This is a genomic window from Promicromonospora sp. NPDC052451 (assembly GCF_044547525.1).
Taxonomy (GTDB): domain Bacteria; phylum Actinomycetota; class Actinomycetes; order Actinomycetales; family Cellulomonadaceae; genus Promicromonospora.
Genome location: NZ_JBIUAP010000002.1, coordinates 216,629 through 241,674, shown reverse-complemented (window position 1 = coordinate 241,674; position 25,046 = coordinate 216,629). Strand labels below are relative to the sequence as shown.

General features: G+C 73.9%; 21 protein-coding genes. 15 read left to right on the top strand and 6 right to left on the bottom strand.

From position 1 onward, the window contains the following. Positions 1–15: 15 nt before the first annotated feature. Positions 16–687 (bottom strand): HAD family hydrolase, encoded by a 672-nt coding sequence (locus ACIG47_RS03915; protein ID WP_397429695.1) that lies wholly within the window; start codon positions 685–687, stop codon positions 16–18. Between the two features lie 254 nt (positions 688–941). Between ACIG47_RS03915 and ACIG47_RS03910 the strand changes: the two genes are divergently transcribed. From ACIG47_RS03910 to ACIG47_RS03900, 3 genes are all read left to right on the top strand, one after another. Continuing rightward, entirely contained in the window at positions 942–3,056 is a 2,115-nt protein-coding gene (locus ACIG47_RS03910; protein WP_397429694.1) for an acyltransferase family protein, read from the top strand. A gap of 117 nt (positions 3,057–3,173) precedes the next feature. After that, a complete protein-coding gene (locus ACIG47_RS03905; RefSeq protein ID WP_397429693.1) occupies positions 3,174–4,889 on the top strand; it encodes a lysyl oxidase family protein in 1,716 nt (571 codons plus the stop codon). A 42-nt stretch (positions 4,890–4,931) separates the two neighbouring features. After that, entirely contained in the window at positions 4,932–5,720 is a 789-nt protein-coding gene (locus ACIG47_RS03900; RefSeq protein ID WP_397429692.1) for a crotonase/enoyl-CoA hydratase family protein, read from the top strand. A 93-nt stretch (positions 5,721–5,813) separates the two neighbouring features. On the opposite strand, the gene ACIG47_RS03895 is transcribed toward ACIG47_RS03900, so the two are convergent. The 3 genes from ACIG47_RS03895 to ACIG47_RS03885 all read right to left on the bottom strand — a co-directional run bounded on the left by ACIG47_RS03895 (position 5,814) and on the right by ACIG47_RS03885 (position 8,287). Continuing rightward, the gene (locus tag ACIG47_RS03895) at positions 5,814–6,881 is read right to left on the bottom strand and encodes an adenylate/guanylate cyclase domain-containing protein (RefSeq protein WP_397416729.1); all 1,068 of its coding nucleotides are present in this window, start codon (positions 6,879–6,881) and stop codon (positions 5,814–5,816) included. Positions 6,882–6,941: 60 nt separating this feature from the next. Continuing rightward, positions 6,942–7,238 carry a hypothetical protein gene (locus tag ACIG47_RS03890; RefSeq protein WP_397429691.1) on the bottom strand — a complete coding sequence of 99 codons (297 nt, stop codon included), beginning with the start codon at positions 7,236–7,238 and terminating at the stop codon, positions 6,942–6,944. Positions 7,239–7,414: 176 nt separating this feature from the next. Continuing rightward, positions 7,415–8,287, bottom strand: a complete 873-nt coding sequence (locus tag ACIG47_RS03885) for a biotin--[acetyl-CoA-carboxylase] ligase (protein ID WP_397429690.1) — start codon at positions 8,285–8,287, stop codon at positions 7,415–7,417. A 119-nt stretch (positions 8,288–8,406) separates the two neighbouring features. On the opposite strand from ACIG47_RS03885, the gene ACIG47_RS03880 reads away from it, so the two are divergent. The 6 genes from ACIG47_RS03880 (at position 8,407) to ACIG47_RS03855 (ending at position 13,851) form a co-directional block, all read left to right on the top strand. Next, positions 8,407–10,005: an acyl-CoA carboxylase subunit beta gene (locus ACIG47_RS03880; protein WP_397429689.1), complete on the top strand. Its 1,599-nt coding sequence runs from the start codon at positions 8,407–8,409 to the stop codon at positions 10,003–10,005. Between the two features lie 34 nt (positions 10,006–10,039). After that, a complete protein-coding gene (locus tag ACIG47_RS03875) occupies positions 10,040–10,561 on the top strand; it encodes a hypothetical protein (protein ID WP_397416717.1) in 522 nt (173 codons plus the stop codon). Then, positions 10,558–10,797, top strand: a complete 240-nt coding sequence (locus tag ACIG47_RS03870; RefSeq protein WP_397429688.1) for an acyl-CoA carboxylase epsilon subunit — start codon at positions 10,558–10,560, stop codon at positions 10,795–10,797. The genes ACIG47_RS03875 and ACIG47_RS03870 overlap by 4 nt, the downstream gene beginning before the upstream one ends. Positions 10,798–10,834: 37 nt before the next feature. After that, entirely contained in the window at positions 10,835–11,266 is a 432-nt protein-coding gene (locus tag ACIG47_RS03865) for a hypothetical protein (protein ID WP_397429687.1), read from the top strand. A gap of 95 nt (positions 11,267–11,361) precedes the next feature. After that, on the top strand, positions 11,362–13,062 hold the full coding sequence (locus tag ACIG47_RS03860; protein ID WP_397429686.1) for a DUF885 domain-containing protein: 1,701 nt from the start codon (positions 11,362–11,364) through the stop codon (positions 13,060–13,062). A 105-nt stretch (positions 13,063–13,167) separates the two neighbouring features. Continuing rightward, positions 13,168–13,851 carry a Maf family protein gene (locus ACIG47_RS03855; protein WP_397429685.1) on the top strand — a complete coding sequence of 228 codons (684 nt, stop codon included), beginning with the start codon at positions 13,168–13,170 and terminating at the stop codon, positions 13,849–13,851. Positions 13,852–13,913: 62 nt separating this feature from the next. Here the strand turns inward: ACIG47_RS03855 and ACIG47_RS03850 are convergent, their stop codons facing one another. After that, the gene (locus tag ACIG47_RS03850) at positions 13,914–14,906 is read right to left on the bottom strand and encodes a hypothetical protein (RefSeq protein WP_397429684.1); all 993 of its coding nucleotides are present in this window, start codon (positions 14,904–14,906) and stop codon (positions 13,914–13,916) included. A gap of 378 nt (positions 14,907–15,284) precedes the next feature. On the opposite strand from ACIG47_RS03850, the gene ACIG47_RS03845 reads away from it, so the two are divergent. From ACIG47_RS03845 to ACIG47_RS03830, 4 genes are all read left to right on the top strand, one after another. Beyond that, complete coding sequence (locus tag ACIG47_RS03845) at positions 15,285–17,063, top strand: acetyl/propionyl/methylcrotonyl-CoA carboxylase subunit alpha (protein ID WP_397429992.1); 1,779 nt, start codon at positions 15,285–15,287, stop codon at positions 17,061–17,063. 59 nt (positions 17,064–17,122) lie between these two features. Continuing rightward, on the top strand, positions 17,123–17,623 hold the full coding sequence (locus ACIG47_RS03840) for an NUDIX domain-containing protein (protein WP_397416708.1): 501 nt from the start codon (positions 17,123–17,125) through the stop codon (positions 17,621–17,623). A gap of 126 nt (positions 17,624–17,749) precedes the next feature. Continuing rightward, a complete protein-coding gene (locus tag ACIG47_RS03835) occupies positions 17,750–19,822 on the top strand; it encodes an acyltransferase family protein (RefSeq protein ID WP_397429683.1) in 2,073 nt (690 codons plus the stop codon). A gap of 49 nt (positions 19,823–19,871) precedes the next feature. After that, entirely contained in the window at positions 19,872–20,336 is a 465-nt protein-coding gene (locus ACIG47_RS03830) for a hypothetical protein (RefSeq protein ID WP_397416704.1), read from the top strand. Between the two features lie 454 nt (positions 20,337–20,790). Here the strand turns inward: ACIG47_RS03830 and ACIG47_RS03825 are convergent, their stop codons facing one another. Further along, on the bottom strand, positions 20,791–22,329 hold the full coding sequence (locus ACIG47_RS03825) for an NAD(P)H-quinone dehydrogenase (protein WP_397429682.1): 1,539 nt from the start codon (positions 22,327–22,329) through the stop codon (positions 20,791–20,793). A gap of 88 nt (positions 22,330–22,417) precedes the next feature. Between ACIG47_RS03825 and ACIG47_RS03820 the strand changes: the two genes are divergently transcribed. Together ACIG47_RS03820 and ACIG47_RS03815 are read left to right on the top strand one after the other, a co-directional pair. Then, the gene (locus ACIG47_RS03820; protein WP_397429681.1) at positions 22,418–23,257 is read left to right on the top strand and encodes a purine-nucleoside phosphorylase; all 840 of its coding nucleotides are present in this window, start codon (positions 22,418–22,420) and stop codon (positions 23,255–23,257) included. Further along, positions 23,257–25,041, top strand: coding sequence for a phospho-sugar mutase (locus ACIG47_RS03815; protein WP_397429680.1), 1,785 nt, complete (start codon positions 23,257–23,259; stop codon positions 25,039–25,041). Before ACIG47_RS03820 ends, ACIG47_RS03815 begins: the two co-directional genes overlap by 1 nt. Positions 25,042–25,046 lie beyond the last annotated feature (5 nt).

The following is a 25,046-nucleotide window of genomic DNA, read 5'->3' as shown; positions in this document are numbered from 1 at the left end:
ACGGCGCCCAGCGGACTATCCGCCGAGCGACAGCTCGCCCAGCCCCCTGATCCGGTCCGCCACCTCCGGGTGCCGGTCCGCACGGTCGAGCAGCACCGCGCCCAGCCCCGCATCGAGCGCGCCCTGGAAGTCCTTCTCGACGTCGTTGCCGACCATCAGCACGTCACCCGGCGCGAGGCCGAGAATCTCGCAGGTCGCGGCGTAGGCCCGCGGGTCCGGCTTCCCTGCGGGCAGGTCGTCGGACGCGACGACGACGTCGAGGTGCTCCGCCAGCCCGGTCCGGTCCAGCTTGCGGCCCTGGTGGGTGGCGTCGCCGTTGGTGAGCAGTGCGACGACGAGCCCGGCGTCCCGCACCGTCCGCAGAGCGGGGACGGCGTCGTCGAACGCCCTCCAGGCGCGCTCGTACCGGGTGAGGTAACCGGAGAACAGCTCGTCGGCCTCGTCGTCCGTGGTGTCCGCGCCGAGGAACTCCCGCACGCGGGACCGCCGCTGCTCCAGGAACGTGATCTCCCGGCGCTGGTACCGCGCGTAGACCTCCTCCGACACGGCATGCCACGCGGCGACCTGTTCCTCCGGGTCGTCGAGGTCCAGGCCCAGCTCGGGCAACCAGTCCAGGAGCGCCGCCCGCGAGGCGCCCTCCTGGTCCACGAGCGTGTCGTCGAGATCGAAGAGAACGGCTTTCAGCACGCCCGCATCGTGTCACACGCACCTGGCGCGACGCCGCGAGCGCCCAGGGCACCCACCGGACGGCGGATCCGGGGATTCACCCGGGTGACATCCCACGCCTGGTCAGAGCTTCACCCCGGCGTTCGGCCCGCTCGCGTTTATCACCCTCGGGCCGGGTTGTCAGCGGTCTTCCTCGCACTAGTTTCGGTGCCGACAGCCGCTGCCTCCACGGCCCGGGCGCAGTGCGCCGGTGCCGTCCTCACCGCTCCGGAGCCATGACCACCGCCACGCTCACCCCTGCCCCGACGCCCGCCGAGCCCGCCCCGGGACAGCCCCCGGCGCAGAAGTCCCGGGCCACCCGGCGTTTTCTCCCGGAGGTGCAGGCGCTGCGGGCCCTGGCCGTCGCCCTGGTCGTGGTCTACCACCTGCGGCCGGACGTGCTTCCCGGCGGGTACATCGGCGTCGACGTCTTCTTCGTGATCTCCGGCTTCTTGATCACGGGCCACATGCTCCGCGAGGTCCGCGCGACGGGCCGGCTCCGGCTGGGTCACTTCTGGGCCAACCGGGCGCGGCGCATCCTGCCCGCCAGTCTCCTCGTCGTGGCCGTGGTGCTGGTGAGCGCACCGCTGCTGCTGCCGGTGACGGACCTGGCCGAGGTGGGTCGTCAGGGCCTCGCGTCGGTGCTCTACGTGCAGAACTGGGCGTTGGTCGGCAACGCGGTCGACTACCTGGCCTCCGACACCGCCGCCACCCCGTTCCAGCACTTCTGGTCGCTGGCCGTGGAGGAGCAGTTCTACATCCTGTGGCCGCTCGTCGTGCTGGGCGCCGCCGTGGTGGCCCGTCGCGCGGGGCGCGGCCCGCGCACCCTGACGACGGCGCTGCTGGTCGCGTTCGGCGTGCTCGTCGCCGCGTCGTTCGCCTGGAACCTCGTGTCGGTCGGGGCCGAGGACCCGGCGGCCTACTTCTCCACCGCCACCCGGCTGTGGGAGCTGGGCGCGGGCGGCCTCCTCGCCGTGACGCTGCGCTGGACGGAGCGCTTCCGGCTGGCGCGCTCGGTGCTCGCCCTGGCCGGGTTCGGTGCGATCGGCGTGGGCGCCGCGAGCCTGACCGCCGCGACCCCCTTCCCGGGGACCGCGGCACTCCTGCCCGTGCTCGGCACCATGGCGGTGATCGCCGCCGGGCGCACGTCGGGCGTCGGGTCCCTCACGTGGTTCGTCGACCGTCGACCGGTGCAGTGGCTCGGCAACGTGTCGTACTCGCTCTACCTGTGGCACTTCCCCGTGATCGTCTGGTTCACCGAGTACGCCGGCGGCACGCCCACCCGCCTGGAGAGCCTCGGCCTGCTGGGCCTGATGCTCGTCGCGGCCGGCGCCAGCTACACGTTCGTCGAGCAGCCCCTGCGTTCCACCGCGTGGCTGCGGGAGCACGACGGCCGCTCGCTCGGCCTCGCCGCGACGTCGATGGCCGTGGTCTGCGCGCTCGCGCTGGTCCCGGTGACCCGTACGGCGGCGGTCGAGCACGACTGGGACGACCTCGCCGCGCAGATCGACGTCTCGCCCGAGGCCGGCCGCGTCCACGGCGCGCACGCCGCCGCCGACGGCACCCTCGACGTGTTCGTGGACGGCACGGTCGCCATCCGGCCCAACCCGGTCACGGCAGTGACCGACCTGGAGATCGCGGAGACCACACCCTGCGAGTCCGACCTGAGCACGGAGACCAGCGAGGTCTGCGAGTACGGCGACCCGACGTCGGACGTGGTCGTCGCCATGGTGGGCGACTCGCACATCCGGATGCTCAGCACGCCGCTGGCGAACCTCGCGGAGGAGCGGGGCTGGCGGCTCCTCGGGTTCTTCCACAACTCGTGCCCGTTCTCCTACGAGCAGCGCGCCTACAAGGCGGACGCGTGCGCCGCGAAGAACGCCGAGACGATGGAGCAGCTCCGGGAGGTCGAGCCGGACGCGGTGATCACCTCGTTCCTGGGCCGCAACCCCTTCCGGGACACCGGCACGGGCATGGCTCCCGGCGTGAAGGGCCTCGCCGACCTGTGGAACGACCTGCACGACCTGGGCGCCAGCGTCTACGTGGTGAAGGACGTGCCCGAGGCCAAGGAGAAGTCGCAGGCCTGCGTCGCGGAGAACTACGAGCACCCCGAGCGGTGCGCGGTCGACCGCCAGAAGGCCATGGTCCGCCGGGGGCTCGTGGACACCGCCGCCGAGCACGCACCGCACGCGACGGTGATCGACTTCACCGACTTCTACTGCGATGCCCGCAAGTGCCACCAGGTGGTGGGCAACGTGCTCGTCTACCGCGACCGTGGCCACCTCACCGACACGTTCGCCCAGACCCTCCAGCCCTACCTCGCGGAGGCGATCCCGGCCCGGTTCCCCTGAACGGACGGGTGAGAACGCCGACGTCCCGGGTGAAGTGGCGCGGAGCCGACAACGTTCCGGCGGTACCGGCCGTCCCTTGACGTGACAGGTCTCCGTCCGCACCCACCTGGGGGATACATGACCACCCGCACCACACGTCCGGCACCACGCCTGCTCACGATGGGTGTCGCGGCCACGCTGGCGCTCGGCCTGCTCGGGGAGGGAGCGGCCGCCGACGTCCTCGCTGCCTCCGCGGCGACGCCGTCCGCGACCGCCACGACGACCGCGACGTCGGCCCGGCCGGCGACCCCGCGCGGCCTGCGGATCGCGCCCGCCGCCGAGACCGTGACCGCGTACGCCTACGACGGTTACGTGTACCTGGACTCGCCCGCCTGGCTCGCCGCCTACGACGAGGGCTACGAGTTCCGGGCCGAGCGGGCCCGGCCGTCCGGCCCGGTGACGCTCACGAAGACGGTGATCCGGGGCAAGAAGCGCACCACGACGACGGCACCCGCCTCGATCGTCGACGGCCTCGACGGCTTCCGCAAGGGGCTCAGCGTGCAGGTGGCGACGGCCCAGGGCACGGTGCTGGCCAAGGAGACGCGCACCCTGTGCCTCGGCGGCTCGGAGCGCCAGCGTGTCCAGCCGACCGGCCGCACGGAGCCGGTCTACCCGGAGTTCTGCGGCGGGAACTGGTTCACGCGCTCCACGGTGTCCGGCGTCGAGCAGGGGTGGGCGGCCCGGATCGACGGGTACTTCGAGGTGCAGACCACCCGGAAGGACCTCGTCCTGACCATGAGCATCAGCAAGCCGGTGGCGGAGTTCCTCGGCATCCCCGCCGGGAACCGCACGCTGCGGCAGAAGGTCACCGTGGAGGACGAGTGCGAGCTCTTCGAGTGCGGTGAGGTGGCCGACCAGCTCCTGGGCGAGCCCGCCGAGGGCTTCAGCACCCAGGCCGACGACGCCCGCACCGACCGGGCGCAGGCCCTGCGCGCGCAGGGCGGCGCGCACGGCACGCACGGCGCCGGCCCGGACGCCGGCCCGGGTGCCGGGCACCGCGTCAACCTCTTCACGCTCCGCGACGGCGGCCAGCAGCACGGGGACCACCCGGCGCTCGGCCAGGCGGGTACGGCGCCGTCGTCGCGGCGGCCCGCGCGGGACACGCTCCCGGACCTCGTGTCGGCGCCGGCGTGGCAGATCGGCACCGAGGTCGACGAGGCCGGCACCGACCGGCTCACCTTCAACGCGAACGAGTGGAACGCGGGCCCCGCTCCCCTGGTCGTCGAGGGCTACCGCCAGGGTGCGGCCGAGGTCATGGACGCGTACCAGTTCTTCTACCGGGACGGCAAGGAGGTCGGCAGCACACGGACCGGGTCGATGAAGTACCACGACGCCCCGGAGCACGACCACTGGCACTTCCTGGACTTCGCGAGCTACGAGCTCGTGCGGCCGAACGGCCGGCTGGTGACCACGAGCGGCAAGCAGTCCTGGTGCCTGGCGCCCACCGACCCCGTCGACCTCTCGGTGCCCGGCGCGGCCTGGCGCCCGGAGGCCACGGGCCTCGACAGCACCTGCGGCGACCGGTCCGCCCTCTGGCTGCGCGAGGTGCTGCCCGTCGGGTGGGGCGACACGTACAACCAGACCCAGACGCAGGCGTTCGACCTGACCGGCGTGCCCAACGGCACCTACCGCATCCGGATCACCGCCAACCCGAACGGCACCCTGCACGAGCGGACCCGGTCCAACAACGTGAGCCTGCGGACCGTCGTGCTGGGTGGCCGGCCCGGCGCGCGCACCGTGCAGGTGCCGCCCTACCAGGGGGTCGACACCGAGGTGCCGGAGGAAGACCAGTAGCCGCAGGCCCGCGGCGCGGGCGTACTGCATAGGCTGCGCCCCATGAACGCCAGCACCGCACCGTCGGCGATCCCCTCCGGGAGCCGCATCACCTGCAGCATCTCGGACGGGATCGCCGACGTGCGCCTGGACCGCCCCGACAAGCTCAACGCGCTGTCCCTCGACATGCTCCGTGAGCTGCGGGCGACGGCCCACCGGCTGCGGCGGGAGCCCGGGCTGCGCGCCGTCGTCCTCTCGGGCAACGGCCGGGCGTTCTGCGCGGGCCTCGACCTCGGGGCCGCCGCCCGCCGCCCGGCGGCGGTGGCGCGCGCCTTCGTGCCGACGCCGCGCGGCACCAACCTGTTCCAGGAGGCCTGCTGGGCCTGGCGCCGCCTGCCCGTCCCGGTGGTCGCCGCCGTGCACGGCCACGTGATCGGCGCGGGCGTGCAGATCGCCCTGGCCGCCGACCTGCGCCTGACCACGCCCGACGCCCGCTGGTCGGTCAAGGAGGTGGAGCGCGGCCTGGTGCCCGACATGACGGGGATCCGTGCACTGACCCAGCTCGTGGGCATCGAGACCGCCAAGCGGCTGACCTTCACCGCCGAGGAGGTGACCGGGGCGGACGCCGCCCGGCTCGGCCTCGCGGGGACCGTCACGGACACGCCGCGCGAGGAGGCGTTCGCGCTGGCCGGCCGGATCGCCGCGCACCGCCCCGAGGCGGTGGCGGCCGCCAAGCGCCTGCTCGACCGGCGGTGGTCGTCGGGCGACCGGCGGACCTTTGCGGCCGAGCGACGGGCACAGCTCCGGCTGCTCCCGGGCGCGCTGCGGGCGCTCGGCCGGCCCGCGAGATAGCCCGCCGGCGCCGGGCCGCGGCGCACGGGTCCCGGTGCGTCACGGCCTGGCCGCGGCGGCCGCAGCCTCCGGCTGCCGCGCGGCCGCGCGGCGTCAGCCCTGGTAGGCGCGCTGCAGCCGGACGGGCGACAGCGGGCCGATGCCCGGCACGTCGCGGACCGGCTGCGCCGTGAGCGCATAGCGCGAGGTCGCGGCGAGCTTGGCCGCGGTGTCCTTGTCGACCAGCACCGTGGAGGGGTCGGCCTGCTCGGTGAGGCGCGAGGCGAGGTTGACGGTCGGCCCGAAGATGTCGCCGAACCGGGACAGCACCCGGCCCCAGACCAGCCCGACGCGGACGGGGATCTCGGGGTCGCCGGGCGCCGCGGTCCCGAGCGCCTCGCCCGACGTCTCCGCGAGCCCGAGGGCCACCTCGGCGCCGGTCTCCAGGTCGTCGGTCACGAAGAGCACCGCGTCGCCGATGGTCTTCACCACGCGCCCGCCCGCGTTGACGATGACGTCGCGCGCGCCCGCCTCGAACCGCTGCACGAACTCCGCGAGCTCCTCGGAGCCGAGGCCCGCCGTGCGCTTGGTGAACGACACGATGTCCGCGAACCCGACCGCCCGGACCAGCGGGAGCTGGTGGCTGTCGTTGCGGGCGTCGCTGCGGGACCCGGCGAACTCGATGGCCATGCGCCCGGTCAGCGCGGCGAGCTGACGGCGCCACGCGTGCTCGAGCTGGCCCAGCAGCGTCTCGGTCATCTCGGGCAGCCGGTCCAGCGCGAGCAGCCGGGCCGAGGTCTCGTCCAGGTCGTACCGGCGGGCGAGGTGCTCCACCAGCGCCTCCACCTGCCACAGCGCCAGCCGGTCGGCGGTGTGGCCGACGGACCGGACGAAGGTCATCTGGGCCCGCTCGTCCATCTGCTCGGCCTCGAACAGCGCGGCCGCGTCCTTGAGCGCGTCCACGTCGGCGTCGGTGAACCAGGTCTCCGTCGGGTGCGTGACCGGCAGGCCGATCCAGCGCCAGTACCGGGTGACGAACTGCTTGTCGAGCCCGGTGAGCTCCACCACCTGCGACAGCGTGTACCGGCGGGCGCCGCCGAGCAGCGTCTCGTCGAGGCGCGCCGCGGTGTCGGCGCCCGTGGCGTCGTGGTGGGCGGGAGGGGTCTCGGAGTTGTGGAGCACGTCACCACTGTAGGCGGGGACACCGCATGCAACCGCATGCATCCGCACGGACCGGCCCGGTCAGCCCCAGAGCGTCAGCACGAGGGGGATCCCCGTGAGCACCAGCAGCATGCCGACCACGGCCACCACGTTCCACAGGCTCAGGTGCACGCCGCGCACGCCGTCGTCCCGGTAGAGCAGCACCCAGACCACCAGGAGCCACGCGACGACGGCCGCGATCAGGCCTGCCGTCGGCGTTCCCTCGCTCTGCACCAGACCCCGGTCCAGACGGACGGTGCTGATCAGGTAGACGGTGACGATCGCCGCGGCGCACACGACGGCCTTGGCCACGCCCACCGTGGCTCGACCTGCGTCCATCGGCATCTCCTGACCGTCGCGCGCCGCCCGTTCATGCCGTGCCTGTGGCGGACATTACCGCAGGCCACCGAGCATTCGGCAGAGAATTGCGCGCAGTTCACCCCGGGATCCCGGGCAGTTCACCCGACGCCCGCGCGGGGTCAGGCCGGACGCCGCCCCGGCGGGCGGCCGCCGGTTCAGCGCAGGTGCCAGACGTCGCCCGCGGTCACCGCGCGCTCCTCGCCCGACTCCAGCCGCAGCACCAGCGCGCCCGTGCCGTCGAGGCCCACGGCCTCACCCTCCAGCACCCCCGCGCCGCCGGCGAGCTCGGCCCGGACCCGGGTGCCCAGCGTGGCGGACACCGCCGCGTACTCGTCCAGCAGCCCGGCCGCCGCGGCGTCACCGTCCGCCTGCTCCCACCGCCGCACCACGGCGTGCACCTCGCCGAGCATCCGCACCAGCACGTCCGTGCGGTCGGGCCGCGGGTGGCCCGCGAGCGCCAGCGACGTCGCCGTCGGTACCGGCAGCTCGTCGGCAGACTGCGACACATTGAGCCCGATCCCGAGCACGACCGCGGGCGCCTCGCCGGCCCCGGGCGAGCCGGTCTCGCCGGCGGCGGGTGACCCGGGGCTCGTCGTCCCGGGCACCACCTCGGCGAGGATCCCCGCGACCTTCCGGTACAGGCCCAGGCCGGCCACGGTGTCCACGGCCGGCAGCAGCACGTCGTTGGGCCACTTCACGGCGGCGGTGATGCCGCCGTCGGACACCGTGCGGACCACCGCGAGGCCCGCCAGGAGCGGGAGCCAGCCCATGGCCTCGGCCGGGACGCGGGGACGCAGCAGCAGCGACACGGTGAGCCCGGCGCGCGGCGGCGTCTGCCAGGAGCGACCCGCTCGGCCGCGGCCCGCGGTCTGCTCCTCCGCGATCAGCGCCGAGGGCGCGGGCCAGGCATCCGGGTCCGCGCGGACCGCGGCGACGAGCTCGGCGTTGGTGGAGGGCGAGGTCTCGACCACCTCGACCCGGGCGAAGCCGGGAACGGTGAGCCGGTCGAGGTACAGGGACTGGTGCACCTGTCCATCCTCTCCCCTCCGGGACGGCCCGGCCCTTGGAGGAAACCCACAAGAGCTGCGCGCGACCCGCTGGACCCTCACGCATCGAGCCGGAGGCATCCGACAACTAGGCTCGGGGTGTGAACGACGCCATCACCACCCTCGCCGGAACGCGCGCCAAGCTCGACGACCTCGACGCCCGCCGGGCCGCGGCGATCGACGTCCCCGAGGAGACGGCCCGCGAGAAGCAGCACAAGCGGGGCAAGAAGACCGCCCGGGAACGCATCGAGGCGCTGCTCGACGAGGGCAGCTTCACCGAGCTGGACGCGCTGGCCAAGCACCGCAGCCGCAACTTCGGCCTGGACAAGAAGCGGATCGCGGGCGACGGCGTCGTGACCGGGTACGGCACGATCGACGGCCGCCAGGTCTGCGTCTACTCGCAGGACTTCACGGTGTTCGGCGGCAGCCTCGGCGAGGTGCACGGCCAGAAGATCACCAAGGTGCAGGACCTCGCGCTGCGCACCGGCGTGCCGCTCATCGGCATCAGCGACGGCGGCGGCGCGCGCATCCAGGAGGGTGTCGCGGCCCTGACGCAGTTCGCGGAGATGTTCCGGCGCAACGTCGCGGCGTCGGGCGTGATCCCGCAGATCTCCCTGATCCTCGGCCCGAGCGCGGGCGGCGCGGTGTACTCCCCCGCCCTGACGGACTTCATCGTCATGGCCGACCAGACCTCGAACATGTTCATCACCGGCCCGGACGTGATCCGCACCGTGACGGGCGAGGACGTCGACTTCGAGACCCTGGGCGGCGCCCGCACGCACAACTCGACGTCGGGCGTGGCGCACTACATGGGCCAGGACGAGGACGACGCGCTCGACTACGTGCGCCACCTGGTGAGCTACCTGCCGCAGAACAACCTGTCGGACGCCCCGGCCTTCCCGCCCGAGGACGACACGGTCCTGGAGGTCACGCCTGAGGACGAGGCCCTCGACGAGCTGATCCCGGACAGCGACAACCAGCCCTACGACATGCGGGAGGCCGTCGAGGCCGTGCTGGACCCGGAGTCGTTCCTGGAGGTCCAGCCGATGTTCGCCACGAACGTGCTGATCGGGTTCGGGCACGTGGAGGGCCAGTCGGTCGGCATCATCGCCAACCAGCCGCAGTCCATGGCAGGCACGCTCGACATCGACGCCGCCGAGAAGGCCGCCCGGTTCGTGCGCACCTGCGACGCGTTCAACATCCCGGTGCTGACCTTCGTGGACGTGCCGGGCTTCCTGCCCGGCGTGGGCCAGGAGCACCAGGGCATCATCCGCCGCGGCGCCAAGCTGATCTACGCGTACGCCGAGGCCACCGTGCCGCTGGTCACGATCATCACGCGCAAGGCGTACGGCGGCGCGTACATCGTCATGGGCTCCAAGCAGCTCGGCGCCGACGTGAACCTGGCCTGGCCCACCGCGCAGATCGCCGTGATGGGCGCGAGCGGCGCCGTGAACATCCTGCAGCGCGGCGCGCTGAAGGCGGTCCAGGAGGCAGGCGGCGACGTCGAGGCGGAGCGCGCGCGGCTCACCGCCGAGTACGAGGATGCCATCGTCAACCCGTGGGACGCCGCCGAGCGCGGCTACGTCGACGCGGTGATCCGCCCGTCCGAGACCCGGGTGCAGGTCGTGCGTGCCCTGCGCGCGCTGCGCACCAAGCGATCTACGCTTCCTCCGAAGAAGCACGGCAACATCCCGCTCTGACCGGCGGGAAGACCTTGCACCGGAGAGGAACCAGATGAGTCACGAGGACGCCACCCACGGCCCGGCGCCGATGGGCCGCGTCGACGCGGAGCCGATGCACCGGGCGGTCGACGCACTGGCCGCGGCCCTGCACGACTACGTGGGGACGGCCGTGGGCGTCCGCGCCGAGTTCGGTGCCGCGGAGGCGGACGAGGACCCGCGCGTGCTGGCCCTGGAGTCGAAGGTGGGGCACCTGAACGCGGCGCTCTTCGACGTGCTGCACGGCTCGCTCGGCATGCACCCGGACCTCACGTCCTCGGTGTGGGAGCCGGGTCCGGACGACGAGGCCGTGGACGTCGAGGAGCCCGAGGTGGAGGGCGCCGAGTCGTTCTACCTGGGCTTCGTCGTCGGCTCGCGGGGCGGGGACGCGTCCCTGGACGGCGTGCTGGACCTGCTCGACGCGGCCGGCGAGTCCGTGGCGACGCACCTGACCGACGGCGGCTACGAGATCGCCGAGTGGGCGGCCTCGCGCGGCGAGGCCCCCGGCTTCGGCTTCTACGAGGAGGACGACGAGTGAGCCCCCAGGTACGCGTGGTGCGCGGTCAGCCCGACGACGTCGAGGTGGCGGCCCTGGTCGCGGGCCTCGCGGCCGTGGCGGCCGCCGGCCCGGAGCCCGAGGACGCCGCGCCGCTGGACGAGTGGACCAACCGGGCCCGGGTGCTGCGCGGGAACGGCGCCGCCACCGCCAAGAACTTCGGCGGGCGCGCCGGGCGGCACAACGCCGACGCGTGGCGGTGGAGCCTGCGCTCCTGATGGACCGCTGGGCCAGGCCTGAGCCGGGCGGAGCAACGTGACCGAGCTGTGGGCGGGCGGCCTCGGGATCGTGACCGGCCTGTTACTCGTCCTCGGCGCCGTCTCTGTCCACAACCGCATGCGGAACCGGCTCCGGGACGCCGTCGTACGGTCCCGGCCAGGAGCCGTCGTCATCCCGGCCTTCGCCGAGGGCCCTCTGCCGAGCGCCCTGGCCATCGCCGTGCTCGGGGACCGGATCGAGGTCTGGGACGGTGGCGGCCGGCACCGGACGACCATGGCGCTGACCGGTGCGACGATCAGCGTCCAGCGGGTACGGACCGGTGGCGGCTCCTACCCGGGGCTCCGGATCGAGCAGGGTGGGGACTCGCTGTCGTTCGTCCCACACTTCGCTGCGACGGTGCGAGCGAGCGACCTGGAGCGCGCACTCCGCGAGCTCGGCGAGGACCCCGCCGACCACCTGCGCCCCTGAGCGCCCGACCCCGGCATGAGCCTTGGGCATCGCCTCACGTGGACGGTCGCAAGAAAAGCCGGACCCCGCTCCGCGGGCGGCCGTAGGCTCCCCTCATGACCTCCCCCACACGCACCCCCACGGCGATCGACGCCGTCGCCGACGACTACGTCACCCGCCTCACCGAGCTCGCCCCGCTGTCCGCGACGGCCATGGGCCTGCCCGGCCACGACCACGAGATCGGCGACCTCTCGCCCGCCGGGCACGACGCCGTCGCGCAGGCGGGGCGCGAGGTGCTGGCGAAGCTGGACGGCCTGGAGCCCGCGGACGACGTCGACCGGGTCACGCTGTCCGCGATGCGCGAGCGCGTGGGTCTCGACCTGGAGCTGCACGCCGCCGGCGAGGACCTGCGCAACCTCAACAACATCGAGTCGCCGGTGCAGGGGCTCCGCGACGTCTTCGACATCATGGCCACCGACTCGGTCGAGGCGTGGGAGAACATCGCGTCCCGCCTGAACGCGCTGCCGGACGCCGTCGACGGGTACGTCGAGTCGCTCACCGCGGCGGCCGCCCAGGGGAACGTGGCGGCGATCCGCCAGGTCCGCGAGTGCGTGACGCAGGCCCGCGAGCTGGCCGGGAACGACTCGTTCTTCGCGTCGCTCGTCCGCGGCGAGGCCGTCGACGCCGTCCTGGACGACTCCGCCGCGTGCAGCCTGGTCCGCAAGGAGCTGGAGCACGGCGCGACGGCCGCCCGCGAGGCGTATGCCCGGCTCGCGGACTTCCTGGAGCGCGACCTCGCACCGCGCGCCCCGGAGGCCGACGCCGTGGGCCGCGACCGGTACGCCCTGTGGTCGCGGTACTTCCTGGGCGCGACCGTGGACCTGGACGAGACGTACCAGTGGGGCCTGGAGGAGCTCGCCCGGATCGTCGCGGAGCAGGAGTCGGTGGCCGCGCAGATCGCGGGCCCGGGCGCCACCGTGGAGCAGGCGGTGGCGGCGCTCGACGCCGACCCGGCGCGCAAGCTCGTCGGCACCGCGGCCCTCAAGGCCTGGATGCAGGAGACGTCCGACGCCGCGATCACGGCGCTGAACGGCACGCACTTCGACGTTCCGGAGCCGGTGCTGGCCCTGGAGTGCATGATCGCGCCGACGCAGTCGGGCGGCATCTACTACACCCCGCCGAGCGACGACTGGTCCCGCCCGGGCCGCATGTGGTGGGCCGTGCCGGAAGGTGTCACGGAGTTCAACACCTGGCGGGAGAAGACCACCGTCTTCCACGAGGGCGTGCCCGGCCACCACCTGCAGTGCGGTCAGGCCGTGTTCGCCCGCGAGACGCTCAACACCTGGCGCCGGCTCGCCTGCTGGGTGTCGGGCCACGGCGAGGGCTGGGCCCTCTACGCCGAGCGTCTCATGGCCGACCTCGGCTACATGGACGACCCCGGCGACCGCCTCGGCATGCTCGACGCCCAGCGCCTGCGCGCGGCCCGCGTCGTCTTCGACATCGGCGTGCACCTCGGCCTGCCCGCCCCCGAGCAGTGGGGCGGTGGCACCTGGACCGCCGAGAAGGGCTGGCCCTTCCTCCTGGCCAACGTGAACATGCCGGAGCAGTTCGTGCGCTTCGAGTTCAACCGGTACCTGGGCTGGCCGGGGCAGGCGCCGTCGTACAAGGTGGGTCAGCGCCTCTGGGAGCAGACGCGGGACGAGGCCCGCGCGGCCGCCGCCGGTCGCGGCGAGCAGTTCGATGCCAAGTCGTTCCACGCCCGGGCGCTGAACCTCGGGTCGGTGGGGCTGGACACGCTGCAGGTCGCGCTGGCCTGACGCCCGTCCCGCGCGCGCCGGATCCGGCGGGAGTGACCGGGGTCACTTCCGCCGGATCCGTCATTTCCCTGTCTCGCCGGCCGGGATTCTCGTTACTGTTGCGCGGTGCCACGCCTGGTCCTCGCCTCCCAGTCTCCCGCCCGACTCGCCACGCTGCGGTCCGCCGGAGTCACCCCTGACGTCGTGGTGTCCGGCGTGGACGAGGACAAGGTCCTCGCCGACGCCGCCGACCGCTTCGGCGAGCTCGACCCCGCCGACGCCGTGCTGGTCCTGGCGCAGGCCAAGGCCGAGGAGGTGGCGTCCCGGCTCGAGGAGTCCCGGGACGACGGCGGGCCCGTGGCGGCGCTCGCCCAGGACCTGAGCGACGTCATCGTGGTGGGCTGCGACTCCATGCTGGAGATCGGCGGCACGATCGTGGGCAAGCCGGCCGACGCCGCCACCGCCCGCGAGCGCTGGCGCGCCATGCGCGGCACCAAGGGCGTGCTGCACACGGGCCACTGGGTGGTGGACCTGCGCGACGACGCCTCCGGCGGCACGGGCGGCACCATCGGCTCGACGAGCTCCACCACCGTCTGGTTCGCCGACATCGACGACGACGAGATCGACGCCTACGTCGCCACCGAGGAACCGCTGTACGTGGCCGGCGCCTTCACCATCGACGGCCTCGGCGGCCCGTACGTCGAACGCATCGAGGGCGACCACCACGGCGTGGTCGGCATCAGCCTCCCCCTCCTCCGCGAGCTCCTGACGGACCTGAACATCCCGTGGCGCACTCTCCGCGACGCGTGACCGCGACGATGAGCGCGGGCTTGGTGGCACTCCGAGGCGTCATTCCGCCACTACTCCCGCGTTCATTCGGCTAGGTCCACCGACGGGGGCAGCGGCGCTCCCCGGGTCCAGGAGAGGCCGGCCAGGCGGGCGGCGACATCCTTGCCGATGCCACCGGCCAGCGCCTGGGCCGCCGGGTACCGGAGGACGATCAGCCGGCCCGTGCCGGTCAGCGCGTTCTGCCGCAGCGAGTCGTCAGCGAGCATCACCCGGCCGGTGTGGAAGGCGCGCCCGTCGATCTCCACCACCAGGTAGCGGCCGCCCGGCAGGCGCCACGCAAGATCAACCCTGGCCAGGAACACATCACCCAGCAGGAACGTGACCTGCTGGCCGTCCGGCGGCACGCCGTGGTCCAGGCAGGAGAGGCGAGCGGCCGTCTCCGCAGGCGACTCGTCGAGGGCAGACACCAGGGGGAACGCTGTGAGGGCCTGTACCGAACCCCGTCGTCGTCGCATCATGCCGGCCACGGTGTCGAGGGCTGCCGTGTCGAGAAGCTCCTTGTGCAGCACGCTGCTCAGCACCGCGACCCTCTCGCCACGCGTCAGCCCCGGAAGTCCCTGGACCAGGGCCGATGCCAAGGACGCGATGCTCCGGCCCCGGTACCGCACCGTCGGGAACGACCGGTACCTGCGGAGGACGACCGCGGGTCCCACCGCCGCGTCCTTACCGCCTGGGCGGGCCACCTCCGGCACGAGCCGTGCGGGCAGGCCGGCCACGCGGTACAGGGCGAGCGCGCACGCACCGGTGGCGATGCCATCGGGCACCGCGAGCATGCCCGTCCATGCCGCGCGACGGCGGACGTGGTCGTAGTAGTCGTCCCGCCGCCGTCGTTCCACCGGATCGGGGGCGGTGTCGTAGACGCAGCGGGCCGCCCGGGCCCAGCGTCCCGTCCGGATCAACCGCCCCACCGCGTACTTGTCGAGCCCGACGGCGTCGCACTGGGCCTTGTCCACGAGCCCCTCCTGCGCGCGGGCATCCGCCAGCAGCCGCGCGGGGATCTTCCGTCCTGGTCGCATGCCGCCCATCCCACACGGCCCGGTCCCCGTCCGAGGCACCCGACCCCGCCCCCTGTGCACAACCCCCGCCCCCACCGGCCTGTGGTCACCCTCCCGCGGCGGTCCCCACCAGGTGAGTGCAGAGATGGTTGCACTCTGCGGACTCATACCGCCACCACGCCCGCGCTCACCACCTCGGAGGCGAGGTTTACCCGATACCGACAAGGTGGAGCGGCTCAGTGGACTGGACAGTGCCCACGCCATGTGTGGATCCTCCAAACGCGTCGCTCCGGGGTTGGTCTGCTCCCCAGACTTTCTCCCGGGTGCCCGGAGGCGGTACATAGGTCCCGGATACCCGGGTTACGGTGAGCCGTGCCCAGTTCCAGCCTGCCCCGAACCATCTCGAAGGTGCTCATCGCCAACCGTGGTGAGATCGCCGTCCGCGTGGCCCGTGGATGCGCCGACGCGGGGCTGACGTCCGTCGCCGTGTACGCCGACCAGGACCGCGAGGCGCTGCACGTCCGCATCGCCGACGAGGCGTTCGCGCTCGGCGGCGCCCGCGCCGCGGACACCTACCTGGACCCGGCCAAGCTGATCGACGTCGCGCGCCGCTCCGGGGCCGACGCCGTCCACCCCGGCTACGGCTTCCTGTCCGAGAACGCCGAGTTCGCGCAGGCGGTCATCGACGCGGGGCTGGTCTGGATCGGCCCGCCACCGTCGGCCATCGAGGCGCTGGGCGACAAGGTGAGCGCGCGGCACATCGCGCAGCGCGCCGGTGCGCCGCTCGTGCCCGGCACCCCCGACCCGGTGAAGGACGCCGCCGAGGTGCGCGCCTTCGCCGAGGAGCACGGGCTGCCCATCGCCATCAAGGCGGCGTTCGGCGGCGGCGGTCGCGGCCTCAAGGTCGCGCGCACGTTCGACGAGATCGAGGAGCTGTACGAGTCGGCGGTCCGTGAGGCGACGGCCGCGTTCGGCCGGGGCGAGTGCTTCGTGGAGCGCTACCTGGACAAGCCGCGCCACGTGGAGACCCAGTGCCTGGCGGACACGCACGGCAACGTCGTCGTGGTGTCCACCCGCGACTGCTCCCTGCAGCGACGGCACCAGAAGCTGGTCGAGGAGGCGCCCGCGCCGTTCCTCACCCCGGACCAGGAGAAGTCGCTGTACACCGCCTCGGAGGCGATCCTGCGCGAGGCGGGCTACGTGGGCGCCGGCACCTGCGAGTTCCTGGTGGGCCTCGACGGCACCATCTCCTTCCTGGAGGTGAACACGCGGCTGCAGGTGGAGCACCCGGTGACCGAGGAGGTCACGGGCATCGATCTGGTGCGTGAGCAGCTCCGCATCGCCGCCGGCGAGCCGCTCGGCTACGACTCCCCCGCGATCCGCGGGCACTCGATCGAGTTCCGCATCAACGGCGAGGACCCGGCCGCGAACTTCCTCCCGGCGCCGGGCCGCCTGAGCACCCTCGCGTGGCCGTCAGGCCCGGGCGTGCGCGTCGACACGGGCGTCGTCGCGGGCGACACGGTCTCCGGCGCCTTCGACTCGATGATCGCCAAGCTGATCGTCACGGGCGCCACGCGCACCCAGGCCGTCGAGCGGGCGCGCCGTGCGCTGCGCGAGCTCGTGGTCGAGGGCATCCCCACGGTGGTCCCGTTCCACAAGGCGGTGCTCGACGCCGACGCGTTCGTCCCGGCGGACGGCTCGCCGTTCCGCGTGCACACCCGCTGGATCGAGACCGAGTTCGCCGACGAGCTCAAGACCCTCGCCCCGGCCGCCCCCGCCCCGGAGGCGGAGGCCGAGGCCGACGAGGTCATGGCCGAGCGCGTCGTCGTCGAGGTGGGCGGACGCCGCCTGGAGGTCGTGCTGCCCGCGGGCCTCGGGGTCGCCGCCGGCCGGGCCCGCACCGCGAACGCGGCCCGCCGCCCGGCCCGCCGTTCCGCGGCCAAGGCGTCGAGCGGCTCGGCGGGGACCACGCTGGCCTCCCCCATGCAGGGCACCATCGTGAAGGTGGCCGTCGAGGAGGGCGCCCAGGTCGCCGAGGGCGATCTCGTCGTGGTGCTGGAGGCGATGAAGATGGAGCAGCCGATCCTGGCGCACCGTGCCGGCACTGTCCGTTCCCTGACGGCGGCCCCGGGCGCCGGCGTGACCGCGGGTGCGGCGCTCTGCGAGATCGTCGACTGAGCAGGTGCCGAACCGGACGGTCGCAGACACGTCCCGGCCCGACCTGACAGACTGAGGCCGTGCCGAACCCGATCCTGCCCCCGCCCGACCTGCACCGGCACGACGGCGACGGGTGGGTCACCTGCGGGGACCACCGGCACTGGGGCCTGTTCGGGGCGGCGGGCCTGCTGCTCGCCCGCCGGGACGACGACGGGGTGCCGTCTCACCTGGTGCTCCAGCACCGGGCCCTGTGGTCCCACATGGGTGGCACCTGGGGCATCCCCGGCGGCGCGCTGGCACCGGACGAGGAGCCGTCGGCCGGCGCGTTGCGCGAGGCCGCCGAGGAGGCCGCGATCGACCCGGCCGCCGTGCACGTCGTGGGTACGCACGTGCTGGAGCACCCGGCCTGGTCGTACACCACGGTGGTGGCCGACGTCGCCCCCGGGTACGGCGTCGAGCCGCGGGCGGCCGACCCCGAGAGCCTGGAGGTGCGCTGGGTGAGCCTCGCCGACCTGGACCGCCTGACCCTGCTGCCGGCGTTCGGCGAGTCCCTGCCGCGGCTGCTCGCTCTGCTCGGCTGACGACCGGTGCGGCCGGCCCAGACCCGGCTGACCTGCGGCAAGACATCTCGCCGTGACCGGACCGCAACCAGATTTCATCCGCTCCCCGCACCGCGGGGCACCCCGGACGGCACAAGAATGTGACACGTGCCCCCTCTCCCCGCCGGCACGACTCCGCGCCCCGGCGTCCGGCTAGCCGAGATCCACGGGCTCCGCGGTCTCGCCCTGGTGCTCGTCGTCCTGTTCCACCTCTTCGGCGCAGGACGGGTCTCGGGCGGCGTCGACGTCTTCCTCGTGGTCTCCGGGTTCCTGGTGACGCGCTCGCTCGTGCGGCGGGCCGACGACAGGTCGCTCCGGCTCGGTGCCGTCTGGGCCCGCAACGCGGCACGGCTGGCGCCGTCGGCCCTCGTGGTGCTCGCAGCCGTCGCGGCCGCCACCTGGCTGCTCCTGCCCGAGTCGCACTGGGAGAGCATCCTGCGCCAGGTGGTGGCCTCCGCCCTGTACGTGGAGAACTGGGACCTCATCGCGAACGAGCTCAGCTACGGCGCGGCGGGCCCGGCCGCGAGCCCCCTGCAGCACTTCTGGTCGCTGTCGGTCCAGGGACAGTTCCTCCTGGTGTGGCCGCTGGTCGTCCTGCTGGTCGGCGTGGCGGTGCGGCGTGCCCGGCTGCGGGTGCGCACCGTGCTGCTGCCGCTGGTGGTGCTCGCGACGGCGGCCTCCTTCGCCTACGCCGTGCACCTGAGCGCCGTGCAGCAGCCCGTGGCCTACTTCCACACGGCCACCCGGTTCTGGGAGCTGGGTGCCGGAGCCCTGCTCGGGCTCGTCCCCCTCGGTACCCCCGGACGGGTGCGCGCCGTCGGCGCCTGGCTCGGCCTGGGTCTCGTGGTCGCCTCGGGCTTCGTGCTCGACGGCGGCACCCTGTTCCCCGGCCCGTGGACCCTCTGGCCGGTGGCCGGCGCCCTGCTCGTCATCGCGGGGGCCGGGACGCCGTCGTCCTGGGGGCCGCGTGGCACGCTCGCCTTCCGCCCGCTGCGGTTCCTCGCCGACATCTCCTACGAGCTGTACCTGTGGCACTGGCCGGTGCTGATCTTCCTCCTCGCGCTGACCGGGGCGCACGCGGTCGGCTGGCGCGAGGCCGCCCTCGTGCTCACGGCCTCGGTGGTCCTGGCGTGGCTCACCCTGCGTCTGGTGGCCCGGCCCGCGGCGCGCGCCGTCCCCCGCGTGCTCCCGGCCGGCCGGGCACTGGTCTCGCTCACGGCCGCGGTGGCCGCCACGGCGCTCGTCGTCGTACCGGTGCTGGGCCTGCAGGCCGACCTGCGGGAGCAGACGGCGGAGGCCGCCGAGGAGTTCGGCGTCGTCGACACGCAGCACCCCGGCGCGTCGGCGCTCGGCTCCGCCGAGGTGGTGCCCGCCGCGGACCTGCGGCCGGCGCTCGGGGCCGCCCAGGCGGACAAGGGACAGTTCTTCACCGACGGCCGGTGCGTCCAGGAGCACGGCAGCGGACCGGGTCTCGACGAGGCCCTGTGGTGCGACCTGTACGCACCGGAGCAGCCGACGGCGACCGTGCTGCTGGCCGGCGGCTCCCACCTGTACCAGTGGTCCGAGACGTTCCTGGAGATCGCCCGGGAGCACGACTGGCGGCTCGTCCTCGCCGGCAAGGGACAGTGCCGGGTCAAGCACGTGCCCGAGCCCGAGCACGGCTGCGTGCTGTGGGGCGACAACGTGATCGAGCTGGCGCGGGAGCTGCAGCCAGACGCGATGGTCGTCGACGGCACCCACACCCACTACGACGGCGAGCTGGAGACCGTCCCGCCCGAGCAGGTCGCCGCGTGGCAGCTCCTGGACCGGGCCGGTGTCCGGCTGATCGGCCTCCGCGACAACCCGCGCGGCGGCCACGACCCCCTGGTGCTCGACTGCCTCGCCGAGCACGGCGTGGGCAGCGGCCTCTGCGACCTGACCCGGTCCGAGGTGTACCCCGAGGTCTCGCCCGCGCTGACCACGCCGGGGGTACCCACGTCGATGGTGCACGTCGACCTCACCCGGTGGTACTGCCGCGAGTCGGACGACCGCTGCCCGGCCGTGATCGGCAACGTGCTCGTCTACCGGGACGGCAGCCACCTCACCAACACGTTCCTGCGGTCGCTGCAGCCGATGCTCACCGAGGCGCTCCAGGCGGAGGCGCCGTGGCTCTTCCCTGCGGAGTCCGCCTCGCGGCCCTGAGCCCGGCCGCCTCCCGGACGAGGACCGCCCGCTGCTATAGGGTCGATTCGTGCACATCCGGATCGCTCCCGAAGAGGTGCTGGGCCTGGCGCGGATCGCCGGGCAGGCTCCGCCCGTCATCAGCTCCGTCGTCGGCGACCGGGACGTGATCCGCGTGGTCGCCGACCTGCGCCGCCTGGAGACGCTGCCCGGCCCGCTCAAGCTGGCCGTGAAGATCGCCCCGATCGTGCGGGCCGACGTGCGCCTGTCCGGGTTCGAGCGCGGCGTCGCCACGCTGACAGTCGAGGTGAACGCGGCCGGGCTCCCGGCGCACCGGCTGCTCAGCCTCGCGGCCGCGCCGATCGAGCAGGAGATCGCCAAGCAGGGTCTGCCGCCGGGCGTCGTCGACGTGCAGCCCGACGCGCGGATCGCCGTCGACGTCGAACGCCTCCTGGAGGTCAAGGTCCCGGGCCTCACCGTCTCGGGCGCGAAGGTGGAGGGCGGCCAGATCGTCCTCGACGCGTCCGTAGCCTGAGCCGCGGGCTCGGGCGGGCAACCGGCAGAGTCGGAGACGTAGCGCACGAGGCGCGCGGCGCGAGGCACGGGGCGCGAGGCACGGGGCGCGAGGCACGAGGCACGAGCCGCGGGGCACGAGCCGCGGGGCACGAGGCACGGGGCACGAGGCACGAAGCACGAAGCACGAAGCACCCCAGGGAACCGCCCCGCGGAGCTGTGTTGCTCTCCGTAGAACATGTCTACTCAGAGCAACACACCCCCGAGGGGCAGGTGCACCCGGGCCGCGCGGGGCCCGCACACGCAGGGCCGGCACACGCAGGGCCGGCACACGCAGGGCCGGCACACGCAGGGCCCGCACGCGCAGAGGAGGCACGCGCAGGGCCCACACGCGCAGAGCCCGCACACGCAGAGCAGGCACGCACGGGACGACGCCCACCGCACGAGGCCACGCGGAGAGCTCCGCCGGCGACGCCCTAGCTGCCCACCCGGGCGTCCAGCACCCGCGCGCCCTCCGCGATCGACCCCGAGAGCGACGGGTAGATCGTGAACGCCGACGCGACGTTCTCCACGGTGAGCCGGTGCTGGACCGCCAGGGTGATCGGGAAGATCAGCTCGGACGCCCGCGGCGCCACCACCACGCCCCCGAGCACCACGCCCGCCTCGGGGTGCGCGAACAGCTTCACGAACCCATCGCGGATGCCGAGCATCTTGGCCCGGGGGTTGCGGGCCAGCGGCAGCGTCGTGGTGATGTACTTCGAGCTCTGCGCGCGGAGCTTCTCCTCGCTGTACCCGACCGTCGCGATCTCGGGCGCCGTGAAGATGTTCGACGCGACCGTGCGCAGCGCGAGCGGCTGGACGGCGTCGCCCAGGGCGTGGGCCACGGCGATGCGGCCCTGCATGGCCGCCACGGAGGCGAGCGGCAGCACACCCGTGCAGTCCCCCGAGGCGTAGATGCCGCGCACCGAGGTCCGTGAGACCCGGTCCACCACGACGTGCCCGGACTCCGACAGCCGCACCCCGGCCTCCTCCAGGCCCAGGCCGGACGTCGCCGGCACGCCGCCGACCGCCACCAGCACGTGCGAGCCGTGCACCACGCGACCGTCCGCCAGCGTGACCTCCACGCCGTCGTCGGTGCGCACGGCGCCCGCCGCCCGCGAGCGGGACAGCACCGTCATGCCGCGGGAGCGGAACACGCCCTCCAGGAGCTCGGCGGCGTCCTCGTCCTCGCCCGGCAGCACGCGGTCGCGGCTGGAGACGAGCACGACGTCGGACCCGAGCGCGTTGTACGCGCCCGCGAACTCCGCCCCGGTGACGCCCGAGCCCACCACGATCAGACGTTCGGGCAGCTCACGCAGGTTGTACATCTGCGTCCAGGTGAGGATGCGCTCGCCGTCGGGCACCGCGGTGGGCAGGGTGCGCGGGGTGGCGCCGAGCGCGAGGAGGATCGAGTCCGCCTCCAGCACCTCGGTGCCACCGCCGGGCAGCTCGGCGACCACGCGCGAGGGCCCGTCCAGCCGGCCCCTCCCCGCGATGATCCGGATGCCCTCGCGCTCCAGCCGGCCCCGGATGTCCGCGCTCTGCGCACGGGCCAGCGCGAGCACGCGCTTGTTCACGGCCTGCAGGTCCACGAGGTGCTTGCGCTTCTCGGCCGCCGACGCCGCCGCCTGCACCGCCGAGCCGCCCAGCGCGGGCACGCCGTAGGCGGACACCACGGGGATGCCGCCGGTGGCGAGCGAGACGTCGACGTCCGAGGCCGGGTCCACGACGTCGTCGGGCATCCGGATGCCGAGCTCGGGGGCGCGGTCGGCGATCGTCATCCACTCGGCGGTGGCGATGAGGGTCTTGGACGGCACCACGTCGGTCAGGACTGCCGCGCCGCCCAGGCCCTGCTGCTCCACGACGGTCACCTGCGCACCGTGGCTGCGGGCCACGAGGGCCGCCTCGTACCCGCCGGGTCCGCCACCTACGACGACGACGTGGGGCGGGACTGCTGTGGGATCGAGGGGGGTCACGGCCCCATTCTCGCATCGTCGCCGGATGTCACGAAGTCGCCCACCCGGTGGGCGCGTGCCACAGGGAAAGTGGCGATAACCTCGGACCATGAGCACGGAGCCAGACCTCGACGACCCGACCACCGACCCCTTCGACGTGGCCGCGGCCGCCGCGGAGTACATCGCCGCCAAGACCGGGGTCTCGGGGCACGACGTCGCGCTCGTGCTCGGCTCCGGGTGGGGCGGGGCGGCCGAGCTGATCGGTGACGTCGTCGCCGAGATCCCGACCGCCGAGATCCCCGGGTTCACCAAGCCCGCGGTCGAGGGCCACCGGTCCACCACGCGCTCGATCCGGATCGAGCGGCCCGACGGCGCCGTCCGGCACGCGCTCGTGCTCGGCTCCCGCACCCACCTCTACGAGGGCCGGGGCATCCGGCGCGTGGCCCACGGCGTGCGCACCGCGGCCGCCGCTGGCTGCGAGACGGTGATCCTGACCAACGGCTGCGGCAGCGTGCACATCGGCTGGCGCCCCGGACAGGTCGTGCTCATCAAGGACCACCTCAACCTCACGGGGCAGACCCCGCTGGAGGGCGCCAAGTTCGCCGACATGACGAACATCTACACGCCGCGCCTGCGCGATCTCGCCCGCAGCGTGGACCCGGACCTGCCCGAGGGCGTGTACGCACAGTTCCACGGGCCGCAGTACGAGACGCCGGCCGAGGTGAAGATGGCGGGCCTGCTGGGCGCCGACCTGGTCGGCATGTCGACGGCGGTCGAGGCCGTCGCCGCACGCCACTGCAGGATGGACGTGCTCGGGATCTCACTGGCCACCAACCTCGCCGCCGGGATCAGCCCCAGCCCGCTCTCCCACGAAGAGGTGCTGGAGGCGGGCCGTGAGGCCGGCCCGCGGATCAGCGACCTGCTCGCCCGAGTGGTCAAGCAGCTCTGATGACCGAGCCCGCCACCCCGCCCACCGCGACCGGGACCCTCTCGGCGCCGGACCTGGTCGCGCGCGCCGAGGCCTGGATGGCGGCCGACGTCGACCAGGGCGACGTCGGCGAGCTGCACGCGCTGATCGCGCGGACGTCGGACCCCCACTCGGGCCGCGTCGCGCTCGCCGAGCTGGCCGACCGCTTCGCCGGCCCGCTCGAGTTCGGCACGGCCGGCCTGCGGGGCGCGATGGCCGCCGGGCCGAACCGCATGAACCGCGCCGTGGTGATCGCCGCCGCGGCCGGCCTGGGCAACTTCCTCGCCGCCGACGTGCAGGGCACCCCGCGCGTCGTGGTCGGTTTCGACGCCCGGCACCGCTCCGCGGACTTCGCCCGCGACACGGCGGCCGTGCTCGTCGCGGCCGGGGCCGAGGTGCTGCTCCTGCCGGAGCCCGGTCCGACGCCGGTGCTGGCCTTCGCCGTGCGTCACCTGTCGGCCGACGCCGGCGTGATGGTCACCGCGAGCCACAACCCCGCCGCCGACAACGGCTACAAGGTGTACCTGGGCGGCCGGGTCGTGACGGACGCGGGCCAGGGCGCGCAGATCGTGCCGCCCTACGACGCTCTCATCGCGGGCGAGATCGCCCTGGTGCGGGCGGCAAAGGACGTGCCGCGCGCCGAGTCCGGCTGGACCGTGCTCGGGCCGGAGATCACCGACGCCTACCACGCGGCCGTCGCCGGTCTGCACGACGGCGCGACGGGCCCCCGGCTGCGCATCGTCACCACGTCGCTGCACGGGGTGGGCGGCGAGGCGGTCGCCCGGGTGCTCGCCGAGGCGGGCTTCACCGACGTCGTCCCCGTGGAGGAGCAGGCCGAGCCCGACCCGGACTTCCCTACCGTCGCGTTCCCCAACCCGGAGGAGCCGGGCGCGATCGACATGGCCCTCGCCCTGGCGCAGGACTCCCACGCGGACCTCGTCATCGCCAACGACCCGGACGCGGACCGCTGCGCCGTCGCCGTGCTCGACCCGCAGTACGGCACCTACCAGGGTGCGGAGACGGCGTCGTCGCAGGGCTGGCGCATGCTGCACGGCGACGAGGTGGGCATGCTGCTCGGCTGGGACGCGGCCGAGCGGGCCGTGAGCGCCGGGACCGGCGGCACGCTGGCCTGCTCGATCGTGTCGTCGCGGGCGCTGGCGGCCATCGCCGCGGCCCACGGCCTGGAGCACGCGACCACCCTCACGGGCTTCAAGTGGATCTCCCGCACGCCGGGCCTCGTGTTCGGGTACGAGGAGGCTCTGGGCTACTGCGTCGATCCTGAGCACGTCCGGGATAAGGACGGGCTGTCGGCCGCCGTCGCCGTCGCACAGCTCGCGCGCCGGCTGGCCGCGCAGGGCCGCACGCTCCTCGACCTGCTCGACGACGTGGCACGGGCCTGCGGTCTGCACGTGACCGGGCAGGTGTCGGCGCGGTTCGACGACCTGGACGGGATCGGGTCGACGATGGCGGCGCTGCGCACGTCCCCGCCGTCGGCGCTGGCGGGCTCGCCGGTGGACTCGGTGAGCGACCTCGCCGAGGGGACGGACGGCCTGCCGCCCACGGACGGCGTGGTGCTGCTGACCGCGGACGACACGCGCGTCATCGTGCGGCCGAGCGGTACGGAACCGAAGGTCAAGTGCTACATCGAGGTGGTCGCGCCGGTCGAGCCCGATGCCTCGGCGGCCGCGCTGTCCGAGGCGCGGGTCGCCGCACGGGACCGGCTGGCCCGGGTGGGTGCGGACGTGCGGGCGGCCCTGGGCCTGTGACCCGC